At 61.1% G+C, this 18975-nt stretch carries 14 protein-coding genes; 6 read left to right on the top strand and 8 right to left on the bottom strand.

What is annotated here, in order from left to right; all coding sequences use genetic code 11:
* Window positions 1–33 precede the first annotated feature (33 nt).
* From ACWHXD_RS06050 to ACWHXD_RS06030, 5 genes are all read right to left on the bottom strand, one after another.
* Window positions 34–516, bottom strand: coding sequence for a CS1 type fimbrial major subunit (locus ACWHXD_RS06050; protein ID WP_032893364.1), 483 nt, complete (start codon window positions 514–516; stop codon window positions 34–36).
* Window positions 517–521: 5 nt separating this feature from the next.
* The gene (locus ACWHXD_RS06045) at window positions 522–1280 is read right to left on the bottom strand and encodes a pilus assembly protein (RefSeq protein ID WP_098949469.1); all 759 of its coding nucleotides are present in this window, start codon (window positions 1278–1280) and stop codon (window positions 522–524) included.
* Between the two features lie 60 nt (window positions 1281–1340).
* Entirely contained in the window at window positions 1341–2435 is a 1095-nt protein-coding gene (locus ACWHXD_RS06040; RefSeq protein WP_138761378.1) for a hypothetical protein, read from the bottom strand.
* A 176-nt stretch (window positions 2436–2611) separates the two neighbouring features.
* Entirely contained in the window at window positions 2612–5134 is a 2523-nt protein-coding gene (locus ACWHXD_RS06035; protein ID WP_138761377.1) for a CS1-pili formation C-terminal domain-containing protein, read from the bottom strand.
* A gap of 115 nt (window positions 5135–5249) precedes the next feature.
* Window positions 5250–5747, bottom strand: a complete 498-nt coding sequence (locus tag ACWHXD_RS06030) for a CS1 type fimbrial major subunit (RefSeq protein ID WP_032893367.1) — start codon at window positions 5745–5747, stop codon at window positions 5250–5252.
* 493 nt (window positions 5748–6240) lie between these two features.
* Between ACWHXD_RS06030 and ACWHXD_RS06025 the strand changes: the two genes are divergently transcribed.
* Together ACWHXD_RS06025 and ACWHXD_RS06020 are read left to right on the top strand one after the other, a co-directional pair.
* Window positions 6241–6750, top strand: coding sequence for a PadR family transcriptional regulator (locus ACWHXD_RS06025; protein ID WP_078802544.1), 510 nt, complete (start codon window positions 6241–6243; stop codon window positions 6748–6750).
* A complete protein-coding gene (locus ACWHXD_RS06020; protein ID WP_138761376.1) occupies window positions 6747–7514 on the top strand; it encodes a siderophore-interacting protein in 768 nt (255 codons plus the stop codon). Before ACWHXD_RS06025 ends, ACWHXD_RS06020 begins: the two co-directional genes overlap by 4 nt.
* Before the next feature lie 636 nt (window positions 7515–8150).
* Here the strand turns inward: ACWHXD_RS06020 and ACWHXD_RS06015 are convergent.
* Together ACWHXD_RS06015 and ACWHXD_RS06010 are read right to left on the bottom strand one after the other, a co-directional pair.
* Entirely contained in the window at window positions 8151–8777 is a 627-nt protein-coding gene (locus ACWHXD_RS06015) for a Pr6Pr family membrane protein (RefSeq protein ID WP_032893371.1), read from the bottom strand.
* A gap of 4 nt (window positions 8778–8781) precedes the next feature.
* Window positions 8782–9015 carry a VF530 family protein gene (locus tag ACWHXD_RS06010; protein ID WP_032893373.1) on the bottom strand — a complete coding sequence of 78 codons (234 nt, stop codon included), beginning with the start codon at window positions 9013–9015 and terminating at the stop codon, window positions 8782–8784.
* 170 nt (window positions 9016–9185) lie between these two features.
* Here ACWHXD_RS06010 and ACWHXD_RS06005 point away from each other — a divergent pair, with 170 nt between their 5' ends.
* The 4 genes from ACWHXD_RS06005 (at window position 9186) to ACWHXD_RS05990 (ending at window position 16544) form a co-directional block, all read left to right on the top strand.
* Window positions 9186–11204 carry a TonB-dependent receptor gene (locus ACWHXD_RS06005; protein ID WP_138761374.1) on the top strand — a complete coding sequence of 673 codons (2019 nt, stop codon included), beginning with the start codon at window positions 9186–9188 and terminating at the stop codon, window positions 11202–11204.
* Window positions 11205–11670: 466 nt separating this feature from the next.
* Entirely contained in the window at window positions 11671–14088 is a 2418-nt protein-coding gene (locus ACWHXD_RS06000; RefSeq protein ID WP_044272077.1) for a glucose/quinate/shikimate family membrane-bound PQQ-dependent dehydrogenase, read from the top strand.
* A 169-nt stretch (window positions 14089–14257) separates the two neighbouring features.
* Complete coding sequence (locus tag ACWHXD_RS05995; protein ID WP_138761373.1) at window positions 14258–15103, top strand: 2OG-Fe(II) oxygenase; 846 nt, start codon at window positions 14258–14260, stop codon at window positions 15101–15103.
* A gap of 34 nt (window positions 15104–15137) precedes the next feature.
* The gene (locus tag ACWHXD_RS05990; protein ID WP_138761372.1) at window positions 15138–16544 is read left to right on the top strand and encodes a pyridoxal phosphate-dependent decarboxylase family protein; all 1407 of its coding nucleotides are present in this window, start codon (window positions 15138–15140) and stop codon (window positions 16542–16544) included.
* On the opposite strand, the gene ACWHXD_RS05985 is transcribed toward ACWHXD_RS05990, so the two are convergent.
* Window positions 16541–18877: a putative bifunctional diguanylate cyclase/phosphodiesterase gene (locus ACWHXD_RS05985; protein ID WP_138761371.1), complete on the bottom strand. Its 2337-nt coding sequence runs from the start codon at window positions 18875–18877 to the stop codon at window positions 16541–16543. The genes ACWHXD_RS05990 and ACWHXD_RS05985 overlap by 4 nt on opposite strands.
* Between the last annotated feature and the right edge of the window lie 98 nt (window positions 18878–18975).

The raw sequence follows: 18975 nt of genomic DNA, 5'->3' as shown, positions 1-18975 counted from the left end.
AATCTGCGGCGCTGGGGGTTTCACACACCGGGCTCACGGCGCGGGGAAATCGAACATCAAGTGCACCGTGCCGTAATAATCCCCGCCCTTGTAACCGTCCTGCGGCTCGATGGCTGAGATCTCCAGTTCGGCGCGCCGGCCCGTGCGCGCCTCGTCGGCGTTGAGTACCTGGGTCGAGTCCAACGTCAACGGCACCCGATTGAACAGCACCTGCAAGTCGATACGGTTGCGCCCACTCAGCAAATACGGCATGTCGCCCAGGCGCGCGGTCACGCCGCCATTGATGTTCTTGACGTCGAAATTCTTGCGCAGGCGGCCCAGACGCGCCGTCGCCAAGTCCCACGCCAAAACCTGGTCATGGCCCATCCAGTCAGGTTCGGAGGGCAGCACATAGGCCTCTTCGATCGGGATGGTCACCGACACATCGAAGCTGTGCCGCTCCTGGAACGCCTGCGCCGGCTCGCCCAGGAACACAGGGGTCATCAGTACCGCCAGTGCCGTCAGTTGCTTGAACATTGTCATCACCCGTTGCTGTTGACCGTCATCGGTTTTTTGTCGCGGCCTTCGATCAGCTGGAAACTGAACTGGCGCTCGGGCTTTTTCTCGAACACCAGCTGGCGGCCGGGCAGGATGTGGTGCTTGGTGGTGGCTTCACAGTCGGTTTTCTTCACCACCGAGCAATCCCTGAATTCATCGAGCACCACCACACTGTTGCCAGCGTTACGCAAGGTGTACTGGTTGGCGGTCTGGCTGATCTGCGTGTCGAAACGGGTGTTCTGTGGGCGTACGAAGAACACCGTGCCGTAACCGGCCATGACGTTGACCCCGGCCGCCAGCGCGTCCTTGTAATCGGCCCGCTCTTCGTCGGTGACGGCAAAGTCGTCTTCTTTTTCCGGCACCACCGGAATGAAGCGCACGCGGAAATACCGCTCCTTGTCACGCTGGCCCATGTACAGCAACCGCGTGCCCTGGCGCCCGCCGGCCGGCACGATCAGCCGCGCCGGGCTGGCCATCAGGCCGTCGCGGTTGGTGGCGGCGCCCTTGGCGTCGGTCATCGAGGCAACGGGCACTTCCCTGGACGTGCCATCGGCGTTGTAGACGATCTCCAGCACATTGACCTTGATAAACGCGGTGCTGGTGCCACCGTTGTAGACACGCTTGAGGTAGGAACTGCGATCACCTTCCAGGTAGTCATACACCACGCCGACATTGATTGCCGGCCCCGCCTGAGCGGTCAACGACAGCAGCAACAGCCCGACCGATAACACTGCATGTTTCATGTTTGATTACGCCTCAATGATTGAACCCAGCCCAGGGGCTGATATGCGGTAAATGCCCGCCTAGACTTCCGAATCCCAGATCACGGTGACCACGCCGTTGTAGGTGCTGCCCGGGTGTTTGAGCATCTCCTTGACGTCGTCGCGCTCCACGGCAAAGTGCAGGCTGGCCGGGCGGTTATTAACGTAGTGGCCGGGCTGGAACAGCTCGGAGCCGCTGCCGTCCAGGCGCAGGGGCAGCTTGTCCACCGCCTGGCCGTACTGATCACGCAGGCCGAAAGGCAGGGTCACGCCGACCTGCAACGGCACCTCATCCCCTGCGTCATTACGCAGGCCACAGGTGTTGCCGATGGCCAGGCTGCATTCCAGTTGCATCTTGAAGCGGGTACTGGCGGAGATGACGACGGTCTGGTCGCGAAACAGCCGCGCCGGTTGCCGCCCGCGATTGAGCCACGCCTGCCAGCCCCCCTCGGGCAACAGCTCGACACGGTTGCCCCCCGGTGGTAGGTCCACCTTGAGGTTGTGCTCTACCCGAAGGTCGAAGTTGAAGGTCAACACATCATCGTTTGGCTGGTAAATGTCACCAAAATCGAAATCCTGATGCGGCCCGACTCCGTAAGTAATCGACCCTCTGTATTGCCCAGCGTCCATGTCCAGAGGATTAGGCGTCCTCAGCTCATACGTGTACTCAAGCATGCTGAAACTGGAGGAGGGAACATCGAACGGCGTCACTAAATTGCACGCACCGGCACCTTCCGGTACCAGCCAGAACCACAGCCTAAATGTGGGGGCCGCCGCCCACATGCCGGTGTATTGGCACGGGGAAGGTGCATGCGTCCAGTTGGCGGGTAACGAACTCCAGGCATGCACGCCCGGAGGGTTGGTTGTATTGAAACGGCTGCCAATACCAGAGATGCGCATCTCCACGGTTTTGCGGTCGCCCTTGGGTGAGACCACCTCGAAACTGCGCCACTCGGAGGGAACCTTGAACATCAGGCCTTGACGCGGATCCGCATGGTTGGCGGCTATCGGGCCGCTGGCGACAAAGTTGATGTCCCAGGTGCGGATACTGAAAATCCCCAACGCCTCACAGCGTGCCGGCATATGCCCGGGGCACACCCCGCTCTGTGGGGTGGTATTGGTGAACCTGTTCACCATGGGATTGCTGGGATCCGGTCGGAATTCAGCGGTGATGTCTTGCGTGGCCGCAAGGCTCAAAGGGATGAACGAACACAACAAAGCGGCCAATACGACAGCGCGCCACGTTGTGTTGCCAGGCTTGTTCATGCTGATCAACTCGTTGCTGCGAACACAGGTTGTTGTGGGTGAAAAATTCATCCGGCCGCCTCTGACGCATGGGCGACTTCGGCCAAGGTATCCGGCGTACAGCGCAGATCACCGATCATCAACACGTCGCTTTCACTCGGCACGTTGCTCGGGTCCAGACGGAACTGGCACAGCAACTGGTTCTGGTAGCGCACTTGCAGGGTGGGCGAGCTGGAGCTCATTTCCATGGAGAAGAACCCGTCCACTTCGCTGACCCCGCGGCTGGCATGGTTGATCACGTGATGGCCGCGCAAGGGTGCGCCGCGTTCATCCAGCAATCGGCCCAGCACGGTGACGGTTTTCATCACGCTGACCTTGCGATAGTCCACGCCGCCCTTGTTCAGGTGGTAACTGGAACGTGCCGGCTGGATATTGGCCGCCGGTGGGTGGTTGCCTTCAAAGTCGAACGCCACACTGCTGCTCTTGTAGGCCGAGACCGGCACGTAGTTGCGCCCAGGCCTCAGCAGGGTGCTGCCGCCGCCCATGTCGTCGGCGCGCAGGGCGATCTCGTCGAGGTCGGTTTCTACATCGATGATCATGCCGGCGCCGTTGCCCTGGTACTGGCTGCTCAGCAATACCTTGCCGGCCCCGGCAACCAGGGTGCTGTTGAGGTTCAAGCCGCCGCTGAGGTCGCCGTTGAAGGAACTGCGCTGCACAAAACCGTCGCCGCTGACCGCGTCCGTACTGAAGCTGGCCATGCCGGACAGGCCAACGCCATAGGTGTCGGTGATCGCCGTGGCCGAGACGCTTTGCAGGAAGTGGTCGGTAAGGTCTTGGCGCAGGGTCACCGAAGCGTTGTTGTCGCGCCCGCCATCACGGGCGGTGCGGGTGCCGATGCTGCCGGAGATCTGCCGACCGTCACGGCCCAGATTGACGCTGACGCTCACATCCACGCCTCGGTTGCGCCGGTCGTTGGTGCCCGCGCTGCCGGGCCGGTCGAACACCGAGAAACGCCAGTTGGCATCGCTGCCGAACAGGTTGTCGTGGCGGCTCCAGCCCAGGTCGATACCGGCGCCCTCGACATTGCCTTCGCTGTGGGACAGGCGCATGTTCAGGGTGTTTTTCGCATCGAGCCGGTGGTTGACCGACAGCGCCGTGTTGCTGGCCTCGCCCACGAAGGTATTGCGGCGCAGGCGGGTGCCGTCCGGCAGGGTTTCGTAGGTGTCGCGGGTGTCGAGCCAACTGCGGTTGTGGCTGAACACCAGGTTGGTGGCGCCCAAGGTGTAGAGCGCTTGCAGGTCCATGCCGGTGCCGTGGTCCTGGGTTTGATACAGGTTGGTGTAGAGGCTGGTGTTGTTGGCCACCGTCCAGTCCACCGAACCGCCGTATTGCAATTGTTCACGCACTTGGCGCGCCGACAGGCCGAGGATCACCCGTGGGTGCAGCAGGTAGTTGATGGAGGCACCGGCGGTCATTGCGCCAGAGGCTTGTTCGTCCCAGTTACTGAACAGCTTGGTCTCGCGCCCGGCGAACAGGTTGTAGCGCCATGGGTCTTCGGCGTTGCGCCAGTTGCTGGGCTTGTACACCAGCTCCTGGGTGGTGCTGGTGGTCAGGCCATCTTCTACCAGGCGCACTTCCACTTCATAGATGCCGCCGGGCAGTGTCCGGGTGTCGAGGGTTTGCAGGCCAGCCGCCACGGCTTGAGTGTTGATCAACAGGCCGTTGCGGTAGATCTCCACCGCCGCCTGGCGGTTGGCGGTGACGTAGATCGGGTACACGCTGGGCTTGGCATTGTTGATGGCCAGGCTGTCGGAACTGCCATACATCAGGCCCAGCGCCGTATCGGGGCTGGCGCCGAAGCTGCGCAGTTGACGGGTCAGGCCATCGGAATTGGGGGTGAAATGGCCCAGGCGGAAAAACTGCCCTTGCATTTCTCGTTGGGTGTACAGCTCATGGACCGCGTGGCGCATCTGTTCGTTATCGCCACTCTGTCGCGCCAGTTGCAGGTTGAATACCTGGCTCCAGTTGCCGACGCTGGAACTGGCTTGCAACCCGTAGCGCCCGCCCAGTTTGTTGTCCTGGCCACCGTTGAGGTTGAGCTGGTTGTTGACGATCAGCCCGAGGCTGCCGCCTTCCGGTTGCGCGTAGAAGCGCGGTGCATCGTCGTTGAGCTCGACATTCTGGGTGATGATCGCCAACTGGGAGTTTTCCAGGTTGTAGAACGCCGAGAGCATTTTTTCCGGGCAGGACTGGGTACAGGTGCCCAGCGCCACGCCTTTTTCCAACAGTGCTTGCCAGGTGTCGCGGGTAGCGGCGGGCACTTTGCTGTCAGCGGTGTCGGTGAATTCGAGCAAGGTGACGCGATCATCCCGGGTCAACACAATCAGCGCCTCGCCCAGCAACTGCTGGTCAAGGTCTATGCGCACGGCCAGCGGCACGTCGAAAAAGTGATCGGTAAAACCAGCCGGCAGGCCTTGGGCCTGGCTCAGCAGGCTGCCCGTCGTCAAAGCGCCCGAGGCAGCAGGTGCGGCCAGGGCACTCGTACACATCAACAGCGCAAGCGCAGCCGCGATAGGCGTCATCGGAAACATGAACGGAACACTCTGTATGCCAAAAGACTGGAGAGAAAATCAGGCCGGCGGACCGAGGAGGGAAAGTCAGCCGACCTGCAAGTAAATGCCCGTGTTCAACGGGCATTCATTGGCATCAAGGCGTTGGCAATACCGCGTCGAATACCACCGGCATCACCGCGGTGTAGGAACCGCGTTGATTCGCCGAAGGCTTGGCCGCGACGATGCGCATTTCAGCGCCAATACCTGGGGTGGAGTCGGCTTCGTTGACCACTTCCTGCGGGGAGCCGGTCAGGGTCACGCCATTGAAGGTGGTGGTCAGCGCAATGTTTTGCGCGGCATCACCGTTGAACAGTACAGCCGGGCCACCTTCGATGTAGGCAGCAACCGAACCGTTGGTGTTCTTGACGTCGTAGATAGCGCTCAGCGGCGCCAACTCACCGCTGACCAGGTTGTAGGTCATGGTTTCGTCACGGCCCCAGTTCGGGTCACGTGGCTGGGCGTGGAACACGGTGGTGGGGATGTTTGCCTTGAGGTTGACGGTGTGGCTGGCTTCACCGGCAGCGATAGCCGTTACCGAGGAAGACAGCGCGAGTACAGCCAGGGGAACAGCGACAGCAAACTTCTTGAACATGGTCAATACCTGTAGTTGACAACATTGAGTGGTTCATTGCCAAGGAGGTCCCTAACAAAGAATTAGCAGGCGTGGTTAGTTGAACTACGCACTGCCAGACAATGATCAACCGAAACTAAAAGCAGGTATGCAGGCACATTCGAATACGCACGTAGCCCTTGTAAACAGGGCTTGAGCGAAAAAGATGGCATTTCGCCAAAACTTTAAAAGTATCCGTAGGAAATAAGCTACACGCTAAAAATACGCTAAAGAAGTTGCTGTAAGAAGCGTACCACAAGACTAAGCAGCGCCTGCCAGATAACAAGTTCAGATATAAATTCGAGCCACAACTCTAATTAAAGTTATAGCTCTAAAATTCAATCAGGTCCAATAGTTGTTAGTTGCTTCGTGGACCAAGCCTGTGCAGCCGCCAACGACCGTTGGTCGCCAGGCACTATCCTTGGAATTAAGATATATCTTACGTTATATCTAAACCTGCACAGAGGACCTGCCCATGAAACACGAACATCGCGGCGAGTTTGAAAAACGCGGCGGCCGCGGCCCACGGGTGTTCGCCCCTGGGGACCTGAAGCTGCTGCTGTTGTCACTGATCGCCGAGCAACCTTGCCATGGCTACGACCTGATCCGCCGCATCGAGGGCCTGTTCGACGGCGCCTACAGCCCCAGCCCCGGCGTGATCTACCCCACCCTGACCTTCCTTGAAGAGAGCGAGCTGATCAGCGGCGACGCCGATGGCGGAAAAAAACGCTACACAATCACCGACCCCGGTCGTCTCTTCTTGAGCGAGCAAGCCGTTGCCCTGGACGGTGTGCGCATGCGCCTGGATGTCAGCAAGCGCTCGCTGCGTGGCCACGACCGCCCACCCGAGATTCATGAGGCGGTGCACAACCTGCGTCACGCCTTGCATTCGCATAACGGGCACTGGAGCCCGGAAGAAATCATTCGTGTCGCGGCGCTGCTCAATCGCACCGCCCAAGCCATTGCCGACGGGACAGACCAATGAACACTCAAACCATTCATCGCGTAACCCACGAAATCAAACGCCGCCGCCTGCAAGTACTGCGGGTAGTTGATATCACCCCACGCATGCGCCGCGTCACCCTGGGCGGCCCGGAACTGGCGGGTTTTATCAGCCTGGGCAGCGACGACCACATCAAGCTGTTGTTCCCGCAGAACGCCCAAGAGCAAGCAGCGCTGGAAAGCCCGAGCTTCAGCATCAAGGGCGACGGCCCGCAACCGGCGATGCGCGACTACACGCCACGGCGTTACGACCTGAGCATTGGCGAGTTGGACATCGACTTCGTGCTGCACGGCGATGGCCCTGCCTCCACCTGGGCCGAGCAGGTTCAGGTCGGCCAGCATCTGTACATAGGCGGGCCACGTGGCTCGATGATCGTGCCGGATATCTTCGACAGCTACCTGCTGATTGGTGATGAAACGGCGATCCCGGCCATCGCTCGGCGCCTGGAAGAGCTGCCCGCGGGGCGCAAGGTATTGGCGGTGATTGAAATCGCGGATGCGGCGGAACAGCAGGTGCTCAGCAGCGCAGCCAAGGTGGAAGTGATCTGGGTGCTGCGCGGCCAGGATGACCTGCTCGACGTGGTGCGCAACCTGACGCTGCCCAGCGGCACGCTGTACAGCTTCGTCGCCACCGAAACCAAGCTGTCGCGCCAGGTACGGCGGGTGCTGCTGGACACGCACAAGGTCGACGAGCAATACCTCAAGGCCGTGGGTTACTGGCGTGCCGAGGGCAGCGAGGAAGAATAAATAATGTGGGAGCTGGCTTGCCTGCGATGCAAACACCTCGGTTTATCAGTTACACCGAGGTGATGCTATCGCAGCATAGGTATCTACATAACTTTGTGGGCTTTAGCAGCCGACGGTAACCACGATGCGAAGCGAGCCGCTCTTGATCTTGATCTGCTTTTGATCTTAAGCGCCCCGTCAAACCACGCTGGCCGTAATTCGACAGGGATTTGGGGGGTAAACCGGCAGGGATGCCGGTTTAGCCGCCCCGCGCCATGGATGGCGCGTGGCGGCGGCCCCCCAAATCACTGGCGGATTACGGGCACACCGAGCCTAAGCGAGGTGCCGAGTGGTGGGGCAAGAGCGCTTTGCTTACTTTCGCGCTTTTCGAAAGTGAGCCGCCGTCAGGGCGGAACCCTAAGGGGCCGTTACCGCAGCAATGGATATGTCCACAATCCAACTGTGTTGCCTGCCAGGCCGTCATCGCAGGCAAGCCAGCTCCCACAGTTTGATCGCGGGGCGGCAGGTAGATAAGTGTCAGCTGTCAGGTCGTCACGGGAGCAAGCTCCCTCGCCACAGGTTCAGCGTCGCACCAGAATTGTGTGGATACCTATGGCTATCACAGGCAAGCCAGCTCCCACATTAATGGTGCTCACTTTAAATCGAGGGGGATTTGAGGTGCTTGTCCAGGCCAATGATCGCCAGCGCGATGACGATGAACCCTGCCAAAATACCTGCGGCATTCACAAACACCTGTGGATAACCGAGGCTGTCCACATCCATGAACGGGTACTGATACTGCCCGAGCATATGCCCGCGCAGCAGCACATAACCGAAGTACACCAATGGGTAAATCACCCAGCCGGCAATGTGCTTGAACCGCAAGGTGCCCTTGGGCACACACCGCCACCAATACACCACAAACAGCAACGGCATGACGTCGTGCAGCAACTCATCGGCGATAAATTGAAAGCCTTGCGGGCTCCACAGATGCCGCAGCAGCAGGTTGTAGGCCAGGCTCACCACCACGATGCTCGCCGCTATCGCACTACTGATGCGGGGCGCGAGGAAAAACCGCTTGGCGCCAGAGTCGCGCTCGACCAGTGAGTAGCTGAGCACCACGACCACCAGGGTATTGGTCAGCACGGTGAAGAAGCTGAAAAAACTGATCAAGCCGCCCAGCAAGCTCGCGCCGCTGGTCCAGCGCGAATAGAGAATCAGGTATTGCTGGATCGCCAACCCCACCCAACCGGCCAAGGCGGCCGCCGCGACAAAGCGCTTCATGCTTTCAATCCAGGGGGCGCTTGGTACGCATCAGTTTGACGTACAAGCCTTCGACTTTTTCCCGCGCCCAAGGGGTTTTGCGCAGGAAGGTCAGGCTCGACTTGATGCTCGGGTCACTCTTGAAGCAGCGGATATCAATGCGCTCGGCCAAGCCGCTCCACTCGTAATGGTCCACCAGGGTGGTGAGCACGTGTTGCAGGGTCACACCGTGGAGCGGGTCGTTGCTTGTCGCGGTCATGCCGGGCCTTTTGCAAAAAGAGGAAACACAGCCGCGCACCTTAGCCGACGAGGCCTGCAGGTGGAAGCATCGCATTGAATATAGCCAGTGAAGAAAAGTTCCCCTTTTTCGCAAAAAAGAGATGTTATATTGTAACTTTACTTAACAACCTTTTTGCCTAGGAATATCCGATGTCGCTGCCTTCTCTCTGGTGCTTGTCGCCCCTCGCCGCCGCCCTGTTGATCGGCTCCCAGGCCCATGCCCTGGAACTGCCACCCCAAGTGGTCACCGGCAACCCGCTGGGCAGCGAACAGCTGGCCTCGCCCACCACCGTGCTGGAAGGCGATGACCTGACCCTGCAACAAAAAGGCAGCCTCGGTGAAACCCTGAACAAGCAGCCGGGCGTGTCGTCTTCGTACTTTGGCCCGGGGGCCAGCCGCCCGATCATTCGTGGCCAGGACGGCGACCGTATTCGCATCCTGCGCAACGGTGTGGGCGCGCTGGACGCCTCGTCGCTGTCCTATGACCACGCGGTGCCGCTGGACCCGGTCAACGTTGACCGCATTGAAATCGTGCGCGGCCCGGCCGCCCTGCTGTATGGCGGCAGCGCCATCGGCGGGGTGGTCAATACCTTCGACAACCGCATCCCCACCGAAGCCATCGAGGGCATCCATGGCGCGGGCGAGTTGCGCTACGGCGGCGCCGACACCACTCGCAGCAGCGCAGGCAAGCTGGAAGCCGGCAACGGCACCTTCGCCTTGCATCTGGACGCCAATGCGCGCGAGTTTAACGACCTGAAAATCCCAGGTTATGCGCGCAGCCGGCATGCCCCGGAGAGCGAGAACGGCCCCGGCAAAAACGGGCGCCTGGGCAACAGCAATGGGCGCCAGGACGGCGGTGCGGTGGGCGGCTCCTACACCTGGGACGATGGTTATGCCGGGCTGTCCTACAGCAATTACGACAGTAACTACGGCTCGCCGGCAGAGCAGGATGTGCGCATCCGCATGAAACAGGACCACTACGCCTTTGCGTCCGAGATCCGCAACCTGCAAGGGCCGTTTACCTCGGTGAAACTCGACGCCGGTTACACCGACTACGAACACCGCGAAATCGAAGGCGGCGAAACCGGCACCACCTTCAAGAACAAAGGCTATGAAGCGCGGGTAGAAGCGCGTCACCAGCCCATTGGCCCGTTCGATGGCGTGGTCGGCGCCCAAGTGACCCGCAACGAGTTCTCGGCCTTGGGCGAAGAAGCCTTCGTACCGCAGACCGACACCAACGCCGGCGCGCTGTTTATCCTCGAAGAAATGCAAACCACCGAGCGCCTCAAACTCAGCCTCGGCGCACGCCTGGAACACACCAGCGTCGACCCGAACGCCAAAGGCAACGAGCGTTTTGCCAATGCCGACAAGAGCAGTAACTTCACCGCCGGCAGCCTGTCATCCGGCGCGGTGTACACCCTCACGCCGATCTGGTCCCTGGCCGCCACCCTGGGCTACACCGAACGTGCGCCGACCTTCTACGAGCTGTACGCCAACGGCGCCCACGTCGCTACCGGTACCTATGAGTTGGGCGATGCCAACCTGAAGAAAGAAAAGGCCGTGTCCAGCGACCTGGCCCTGCGCTTTGACAATGGCACCCACAAGGGCAGCTTCGGCGTGTTCTACAGCCGCTTCTCCAATTACATCGGTTTGTTGGGCACGGGTCGCACCTTGAACGATGAAGGCGAAGAGGACGCGGGTGGTATTCCCGAGTATGAATATTCTGGCGTGCGCGCACGTTTTGCCGGCTTCGAAGCCCAGGATCACTGGAAGCTCGGCGAAGGCGCCTACGGCAAGTTTGCGCTGGAACTGTCGGGCGACTACACCCGTGCCACCAACCTGGACACCGGCGAAGCCTTGCCACGCATTGCCCCCCTGCGCATGAGCAGCGGCTTGCTGTGGGAACTGGACCGCTGGCAGGCGCGTATCGATGTGGAACATGCGGCAGGCCAGGGGCGTGTGCCGGATAACGAAAGCGGCACCGACGGCTACACCACCCTTGGCGCCAGCGCGGGGTATCGCTTCAATGTGGGCAGCAGCCAGTGGCTGGCCTTCGTCAACGGTGAAAACCTGACCAACCAGACCGTGCGCTATGCCAGCTCGATCCTGCGCGACATCGCGCCGGCGCCGGGGCGCAGTGTGCAGTTCGGCGTTCGCACCACCTTCTAACCGTCACCTCAACCCCCTGTAGGAGCGAGCTTGCTCGCGAAAAACGCCAACGATAACGCGCGCTTCCTGAATAAACGTGGCGCCTGTGAGTTTTTCGCGAGCAAGCTCGCTCCTACAGGGGGGCGTGCCCAACCCCTATTTTTGCAGCGACTATCTGTCACTGTTACCAAAACTGAAATGATGCATCTTGCGATTCACCCTTTCTCAAAACGCCCCGCCGCATTATCCTTCGCAACAATCTGAAACGCTTCACCTCCGGGTCGATCCCATTTGCTGAATTTCCCTGCACGCAAAGACAGCGCTGTCTTAAACCGACCTGCGCCGGGGAATCTGTTGCCCGCCTGTGGATAACCCGGTTATCCACAGAAAAACCCGAAAATAACGATGAACCAAGCCCGTGCTGAATCGTCATCTACAGTGAAGCACGGGGTTACATAATTATTCCAACGTCACGGAGAAACACACTATGAGCACTGATGGTGCTTCAAGCCCAAGCCGCCTGCTGCCCAGGCTGCTAGGCGTCTTGCTGCTGATCATGGGGCTGGCCTTGCTGGCTGGCGGCGTCAAGCTGAGCATGCTCGGCGGGTCGCTGTACTACCTGCTCGCCGGTATCGGCATCACCCTGACCGGCGTGTTGCTGCTGGCCACCCGCCGCGCTGCGCTGGGCTTGTACGCACTGGTGTTGTTCGCCAGCACCGTGTGGGCACTGTGGGAAGTCGGCCTGGACTGGTGGCAGTTGGTGCCGCGCCTGGCCCTGTTGTTCGCCTTGGGCATCGTCATGCTGCTGCCGTGGTTTCGCCGTCCGTTGCTGCGTGGCCAAGCCGCGCCGCTGGGCACTGGCGCGCTGAGCGTGGCCGTGGTGCTGGCGGGCGCTACTGCCCTGGCCAGCCAATTCACCAACCCAGGTGAAATGGTCAAGACCGGCCAACTGGACCGCGACGCGGTACCGGGCATGGCCAGTGCTGCGCCGACTCAAGCCGATGGCGACTGGAACTCCTATGGCCGTTCGGCCTTCGGTGACCGTTACTCGCCACTGGCACAGATCACCCCGGAAAACGCCCACAAACTGGTGCCGGCGTGGACCTATCGCACTGGCGACATCCCTGGCCCAGGCGACCCCGGTGAAACCACTGCGGAAAACACCCCGCTGAAAGTCAACGGCATGCTGTATGTGTGCACACCGCACAGCCAAGTGATTGCCCTGGACCCGGACACCGGCAAGGAAATCTGGCGTTTCGACCCGAAGATCACCACCCAGGGTGCTGAGAGCTTCAAAGGTTGGGCGCACATGACCTGCCGTGGCGTGTCGTACCACGATGACGCTGCCTACGCTTCCGAGCAAAGCCCGACTGGCACAGCCAGCCCGGCCGCCGCACCGAATGCCTGCCCGAAACGCATCTTCGTGCCGACCGCAGACACCCGTCTGATCGCCCTGAACGCCGACACCGGCAAGATGTGCGAAGACTTCGGTGACAAAGGCCAGGTCGACCTGCGTGCCAACATCGGCAGCTTCGCCCCAGGCGGTTACTACTCCACCTCGCCACCGGCCGTGACCAAGAACCTGGTCGTGATCGGCGGTCACGTCACCGACAACGTTTCCATCGACGAGCCAAGCGGCGTGATCCGTGCGTTCGACGTGCACACCGGCAAGCTGGTGTGGAACTGGGACAGCGGCAACCCGGACGACACCACCCCGTTGGCCGAAGGCAAGACTTACACCCGCAACTCGCCGAACATGTGGTCCATGTTCGCCGTGGATGAAAAACTCGGCATGCTCTACCTGCCGATGGGCAACCAGATGCCCGACCAGTACGGCGGCGACCGTACCGATGACTCCGAGAAGTACGCCGCGGGCCTGACCGCCCTGGACATCGACACCGGCCACGTGAAGTGGACCTTCCAGTTCACCCACCACGACCTGTGGGACATGGACGTGGGCGGCCAGCCTTCGCTGATCGACATCAAGACCGCTGCGGGCGTGAAGCAGGCCGTGATGGCGTCGACCAAGCAAGGCAGCATCTACGTGCTCGACCGCGCCACTGGCCAGCCAGTGGTGCCCGTCAATGAGATTCCGGTGCCACAGGGCGCAGTGGCGGGCGACCGCACCTCCCCTACCCAACCCAAGTCCGACCTGAACTTCATGCCGCCGCCGTTGAAAGAACGCGACATGTGGGGCGTGACACCGTTCGACCAGATGCTGTGCCGGATCGACTTCAAATCCATGCGCTACGACGGCCCGTTCACGCCGCCGTCCCTGCAAGGTTCGATCGTGTACCCAGGCAACTTCGGCGTGTTCGACTGGGGCGGCATCTCGGTTGACCCAGTGCGCCAGATCGCCTTCGTGAACCCAAGCTACATGGCGTTCAAATCCAAGCTGATCCCGGCGGCCGACATCGCCAAGCAAGGCCCACGCGTCAGCGAAACCGAAGGCGTGCAGCCGAACAAAGGCGCGCCGTATGGTGTGATCCTTGAGGCGTTGCTGTCGCCGATGGGCCTGCCGTGCCAGGCACCGGCCTGGGGCTACGTGGCCGCGGTCGACCTGACCACCCACCAGACCATCTGGATGCACAAAAACGGCACCGTGCGTGACAGCTCGCCGGTTCCAATCCCGCTGACCATGGGCGTGCCTAGCCTGGGCGGTACGTTCACCACCGCCGGTGGCGTCGCGTTCCTCAGCGGCACCCTGGACCAGTACCTGCGTGCCTATGACGTGAAAAACGGCAAGCAACTGTGGGAAGGCCGCCTGCCTGCAGGCGCGCAAACCACCCCGATGACCTACACCGGCAAGGACGGCAAGCAATACGTGCTGGTCATGGCGGGCGGTCACGGCTCCCTGGGCACCAAGCAGGGTGATTATGTAATGGCGTTCAAACTGCCAGATTAAGTAGTACTGGCGGTATAAAAGGCGGCTGCCCCGAATGGGCAGCCGCTTTTTTTTGCCTGTCGAAAATGCCCCGGCGGTCTCCCCTCAGCCCTTTAAAACTAATTTAGTGCGCACGCCCTGCGTAATACAAAAAGGCGTACGGATAACACTTTAAAGGGAGCTTCACTGCATGACGGACCATGTCGCTACAAAACCGATTTTTTCCACCCCCACAAAAATCCTGGAACTTGAACACCTCACTACTGCCAGTTTGAAAAAACTCATCAGTGGTGAAGTGCTCGCCATTCGCGTACCTGAATTTGCCAACGCAACCACCAGCGCACGGTTGATTCAGGCCATCGACGACACCGCCACCCTGGAACACTACGGCCATGAAACCTACGAAGAGGGGCGCGTGGTTCAGCACTTCTATGGTGTGCATCGCTGGGGCACCCCGTTCAACTCCACGTACGGCAAGGCCGCCGGCAGTGATGCCCAAGAGAAATATTATGCTGACGCGGCCCGTATGCGTGGCCTTATCGACAGCCTCTGTGCACCGCAAAAACCGCCCATTCAACAGCTGATGGAACAGTTCCAGGCGCTCTGGCCGCAAGGTGTAACAGCCGCTGCGTTCCAGGGCCAACCGATGTTTTGCGGGATCATCCGCGTCATGTTCCCGGAGACGGCGCACCTCTCGGAAACGGTGCCCCATGTGGATTGTCTGCCCCGTTCAATCGCTGAGTTGCAGCAGCAATTCAGCGCCAATATCTATCTTGAAACGCCGCCTTCGGGAGGCGAATTGATCATCTGGGATACCCAAGCCTTTAGCTATGACGAGGTCCAGCGCTTCGAGGGTGCCCAACTGCCCGAACAGTGTTTACAAAAACCGCTGCGCATCCGCCCGCGCCAGAACGAACTGGTGCTGATCAATACCCGCCGCCCCCACGCCATCTGCGGGTTCGATTCGGGAAAACGCGTCAGCATGCAGTCGTTTATCGGCTATACCCCCGGTGAACCGTTTTACTTCTGGTGCTAATACTTTTATCGCTCGTGCACATGGACGTTTATCTATGACCCCCGAAGAATTCCGCCAACATGGCTATGCCATGATCGACCTGATTGCAGACTACCGACAGAACATCGAACAACGCGGCGTGCAGCCCACCACCCAGCCTGGCGAGATCAAAGCTGCCCTGCCGGCCAGCCCGCCTGACACCGCCGAACCCTTCGAACAGATCATGGGCGACGTCGAAAAACTGATCATGCCCGGCTTGCTGCATTGGCAGCATCCCAGTTTCTTCGGGTTCTTCCCTTCCAATGTGGAACTGTCCTCAGTGCTCGGCGATTGCCTGAGCACCGGCCTGGGCGTGATTGGGTTGTCCTGGCAATCCAGCCCAGCCCTCACCGAAATCGAGGAAGTCACCACCGACTGGCTGCGCGACATGCTCGGCCTGGGCAACACATGGAGCGGTGTGATTCAGGACTCGGCGTCCACCTCCACGCTGGTGGCGCTTATCAGCGCCCGGGAACGCAGCTCCGATTACGCGCTGATGCACAACGGCCTGCAAAACAGCGGCGCGCCCCTGATCGTCTACACCTCAGCCCATGCCCACAGCTCGGTCAACAAGGCGGCGATCCTGGCCGGGTTCGGCCAGAACCATATCCGCACCATCGCCACCGATGCACACAATGCAATGTCGCCCCAGGCACTGGCGCACGCCATCGAACAGGACCTGGCCGCCGGCAACACGCCCTGCGTGGTGATTGCCACCACCGGCACCACGGCGGCCATGGCGATCGACCCTCTGGATGCGATTGGCGAGCTCACCCAACGCCATGGCCTGTGGCTGCACGTGGACTCGGCCATGGCTGGCGCGGCAATGATCCTGCCGGAATGCCGGGCCCTGTGGGATGGCATCGAAAAGGCCGACTCGCTGGTGCTCAACCCGCATAAATGGCTGGGCGCGGCCTTCGATTGCTCGGTGTATTTTGTACGTGACCCCGAGCATTTGATTCGCATCATGACCACCAACCCGAGCTACCTGCAGTCCAGCGCAGACGGCCAAGTGCGAAACTACCGTGACTGGCGGATCTCCCTGGGCAGCCGCTTTCGCGCCTTGAAGCTGTGGTTCCTGATACGCGAGCAAGGCGTCAGCGGCCTGCAAGCGCGGCTGCGGCGAGACCTGGCCAATGCGCGCTGGCTGGCAGAGCAGATCGAAGCCACTGAACACTGGACACTGGTGGCCACGCCCGCCTTGCAAACCCTGTGCATTCGCCACGAACCGCCGGGGTTGGATGGCCAGGCGCTGGATACTCACACCCGAGCCTGGGCAGAAAAACTCAACCAGTCAGGCGATGCCTACGTCACCCCCGCCCTCCTCGATGAGCGCTGGATGGTGCGGGTGTCCATCGGCGCGCTGGGCACCGAACGCCAGCATGTCCAAAGGTTGTGGGCGCGACTGCAAACACTGGTCTAAGTAGGCACCCGCTCACGCCGCATCCACCGCTCGAACGCCATGGCATTGAGCGGCCGGCTGATCAGGTAACCCTGGGCGGTGTCGCAGTTCCAGCGTTTGAGCAAGGTGAGGCTGTGTTCGAACTCCACGCCCTCGGCCACCACCTTGAGCCCCAGGCTATGGCTCATCTCGATGGTGGAACGCACGATCACGCCGTCGCCGCTGGTGCTGTCGAGGTTGCGTATAAAGGACTGGTCGATCTTCAGTTCTTGCACCGGCAGGCGCTGCAGCTGTGCGAGGGAGGAGTAACCGGTGCCGAAATCATCCACCGACAGGCTGATCCCGCAGTTGCGCAACTGCTCCAGCACGCTGAGGGCCTGCTGCGGGTTGTGCATGATGGCGCTCTCGGTGATTTCAAAAATCAAATGCTCGGCGCCCACGTGGTATTGGGCCAATAGCGCAGTGACGCGAATGGCCAAGTCGTCATCCGCCAAGTCGTTCACCGAGATATTCACCGACAGTTGGATCACCAGCCCACGCTGCGCCCATTCGGCAATCTGGCGGATGGCTTCCTCGATCACCCACAGCGTTAGCGCGCCCATGCTGCCGGTGCGTTCGGCCAGGGGAATGAACTCCCCGGGGGACACTTGCCCCAGCGTCGGGTGTTGCCAGCGCAGCAAGGCTTCGGCCTGGCTCACGTGCCCGTGCCGCAGGTCAAGCTTGGGCTGGTAGCACAGGAACAACTCGCCTTCGATCACGGCGCGGCGCAGGTCGCGAATTAGGCTGATCTGGCGTTGGTAGGCGAGGTCGCGGTCCGGTTGGTAGATCTGCAAATGCCCCGGCAGGTTGGCCGCGTCGTGCCGGGCGATGGCCGCGCGGTTGATCAATTCTTCCACCTGCTGCCCGTCAGCAGGGTACGCGGCGATGCCGATGCTCACCTCATGGCGCACTTCGTCATTGCCGATGCGCAGGGGTTCGGTCAATGCCCCATGCAACTGGTCGGCGCGGGCTACGGCAGAGTCGATCTCGGTGTTTTCCAGCAACAACAGAAACTCACTGCCGGCGATGCGCGCGGCGGTGTCGCTGGCCAACAGGCTGCTGGACAAGCAGCGGCTGGCCTCGCACAACATGTGCTCGACCCCTTCAGGGCCAAACCCTTCGTTGATGAGCCGGTAGTTTTCAATGCCTACGTACAGCAATACCACCGGCCGCCTCGCACTGATCGCACTGCCCAGGCGCTCCATGGCCAGGGCGCGGTTGGGCAGGCCGGTGAGCGGGTCATGCAAGGCATTGTGGGCCAGTTGCCGCTCACGCAGGGCAATGCCGCTTTGCATGGCATTGAACGCACGCGCCAGCAGGCCGAACTCGTCGTGGCTACGCACCCGCACCGGGGTGCGGTAGTCACCGGCCCCGATCCGTTCAGCGGCTTGCACCAGCGCATTGAGCGGGCGTGACACGCGCCGCGCCAGGAATAACGCCACCGCCAGGGACACCAGCAGCACCCCCAGGGCAATCCCCATGAACTGCCGGTCCAGCGGCGCGAAGGATTCCAGCGCATGGTCCAGCGGGCTTTGCAGCAACACGCGCACTTCATCGCCTTCGCCGCTGTTGGCCAAGGGCAATACCTGGCTGAGCACACGCTGACCATGGAACAGCTGGATCTTCGCCTCAGGATCGACCTGCGTGCCATGCAAGAGGCTGATAATGCTTGGGCGCCAATTGCCAGGGTGGGTGGTGAAGAGTTGACCGAGATGGCCGTCCTGCACGCTGAGAAACGACACCTCCAGGTTGCTCATGGAGCGCAGTTCATGGGCGAATTGCGTGTCCATGGGAAAGCCCATGACCACGCGGGCGATAGGCACAGGCCCGAGCACATCCTTTTGCACCAGCAAATAGGGGCGCCCGGCCATGGCGACGATCAACATTTGCTGGCCGCTGCGCCGCGCCTTGCGCAAAGCATCGGCATACGGGAACAACTGGCCGCGCGTCTGCACCAGCAGGGTACTGACCATGACCTTGTCATCCAGGCCCAGCACCACCACTTCGCTGGAACTGACCCCGGTGCCATGGGTGCCCAGCGCCTCCAGGATAGGCACCGTGCGGCCACCGGCCACCGCCTGCTTGAACGGCCCATCGGCGGTGAGCCAGTCCAACCCGTACTGCAAGCGCCGCCCGCGCAGGTCCAGCAGGCGCTCGAACACCTGCCGCCCCGTGTTCAGCTGCACGTCGGCCTGGTTCTCCACCGCGCGAGTGGTGGCGGCCTTCACGGCAAAATAGGTGGCGACCACGACCACCAGCAACAACAGCGCCAGCACCCCGGCTATGCGGGTCTGAAACGTGTGGCGCCAGTGCATGGCCGTACCCTCGGGCCGTGCTCGTCGCTCTTGGCCGTGCTTTCCTGATGTCATACGCGTCCCTGCCGACTGCTAACCGGCGTCAAAAAAACATCCTT

This window comes from Pseudomonas fjordensis, assembly GCF_976987115.1.
Note: the sequence above shows the minus strand (reverse complement) of the source record. Positions and strands in the feature narration are given on the sequence as shown.

Excerpts from the sequence above, each read along its gene's own strand:
- ACWHXD_RS06050 (WP_032893364.1), bottom strand. The coding sequence starts at position 516 with ATGTTCAAGCAACTGACGGCACTGGCGGTACTGATGACCCCTGTGTTC.
- ACWHXD_RS06045 (WP_098949469.1), bottom strand. The coding sequence starts at position 1,280 with ATGAAACATGCAGTGTTATCGGTCGGGCTGTTGCTGCTGTCGTTGACC.
- ACWHXD_RS06040 (WP_138761378.1), bottom strand. The coding sequence starts at position 2,435 with ATGGTGAACAGGTTCACCAATACCACCCCACAGAGCGGGGTGTGCCCC.
- ACWHXD_RS06035 (WP_138761377.1), bottom strand. The coding sequence starts at position 5,134 with ATGTTTCCGATGACGCCTATCGCGGCTGCGCTTGCGCTGTTGATGTGT.
- ACWHXD_RS06030 (WP_032893367.1), bottom strand. The coding sequence starts at position 5,747 with ATGTTCAAGAAGTTTGCTGTCGCTGTTCCCCTGGCTGTACTCGCGCTG.
- ACWHXD_RS06025 (WP_078802544.1), top strand. The coding sequence starts at position 6,241 with ATGAAACACGAACATCGCGGCGAGTTTGAAAAACGCGGCGGCCGCGGC.
- ACWHXD_RS06020 (WP_138761376.1), top strand. The coding sequence starts at position 6,747 with ATGAACACTCAAACCATTCATCGCGTAACCCACGAAATCAAACGCCGC.
- ACWHXD_RS06015 (WP_032893371.1), bottom strand. The coding sequence starts at position 8,777 with ATGAAGCGCTTTGTCGCGGCGGCCGCCTTGGCCGGTTGGGTGGGGTTG.
- ACWHXD_RS06010 (WP_032893373.1), bottom strand. The coding sequence starts at position 9,015 with ATGACCGCGACAAGCAACGACCCGCTCCACGGTGTGACCCTGCAACAC.
- ACWHXD_RS06005 (WP_138761374.1), top strand. The coding sequence starts at position 9,186 with ATGTCGCTGCCTTCTCTCTGGTGCTTGTCGCCCCTCGCCGCCGCCCTG.
- ACWHXD_RS06000 (WP_044272077.1), top strand. The coding sequence starts at position 11,671 with ATGAGCACTGATGGTGCTTCAAGCCCAAGCCGCCTGCTGCCCAGGCTG.
- ACWHXD_RS05995 (WP_138761373.1), top strand. The coding sequence starts at position 14,258 with ATGACGGACCATGTCGCTACAAAACCGATTTTTTCCACCCCCACAAAA.
- ACWHXD_RS05990 (WP_138761372.1), top strand. The coding sequence starts at position 15,138 with ATGACCCCCGAAGAATTCCGCCAACATGGCTATGCCATGATCGACCTG.
- ACWHXD_RS05985 (WP_138761371.1), bottom strand. The coding sequence starts at position 18,877 with ATGCACTGGCGCCACACGTTTCAGACCCGCATAGCCGGGGTGCTGGCG.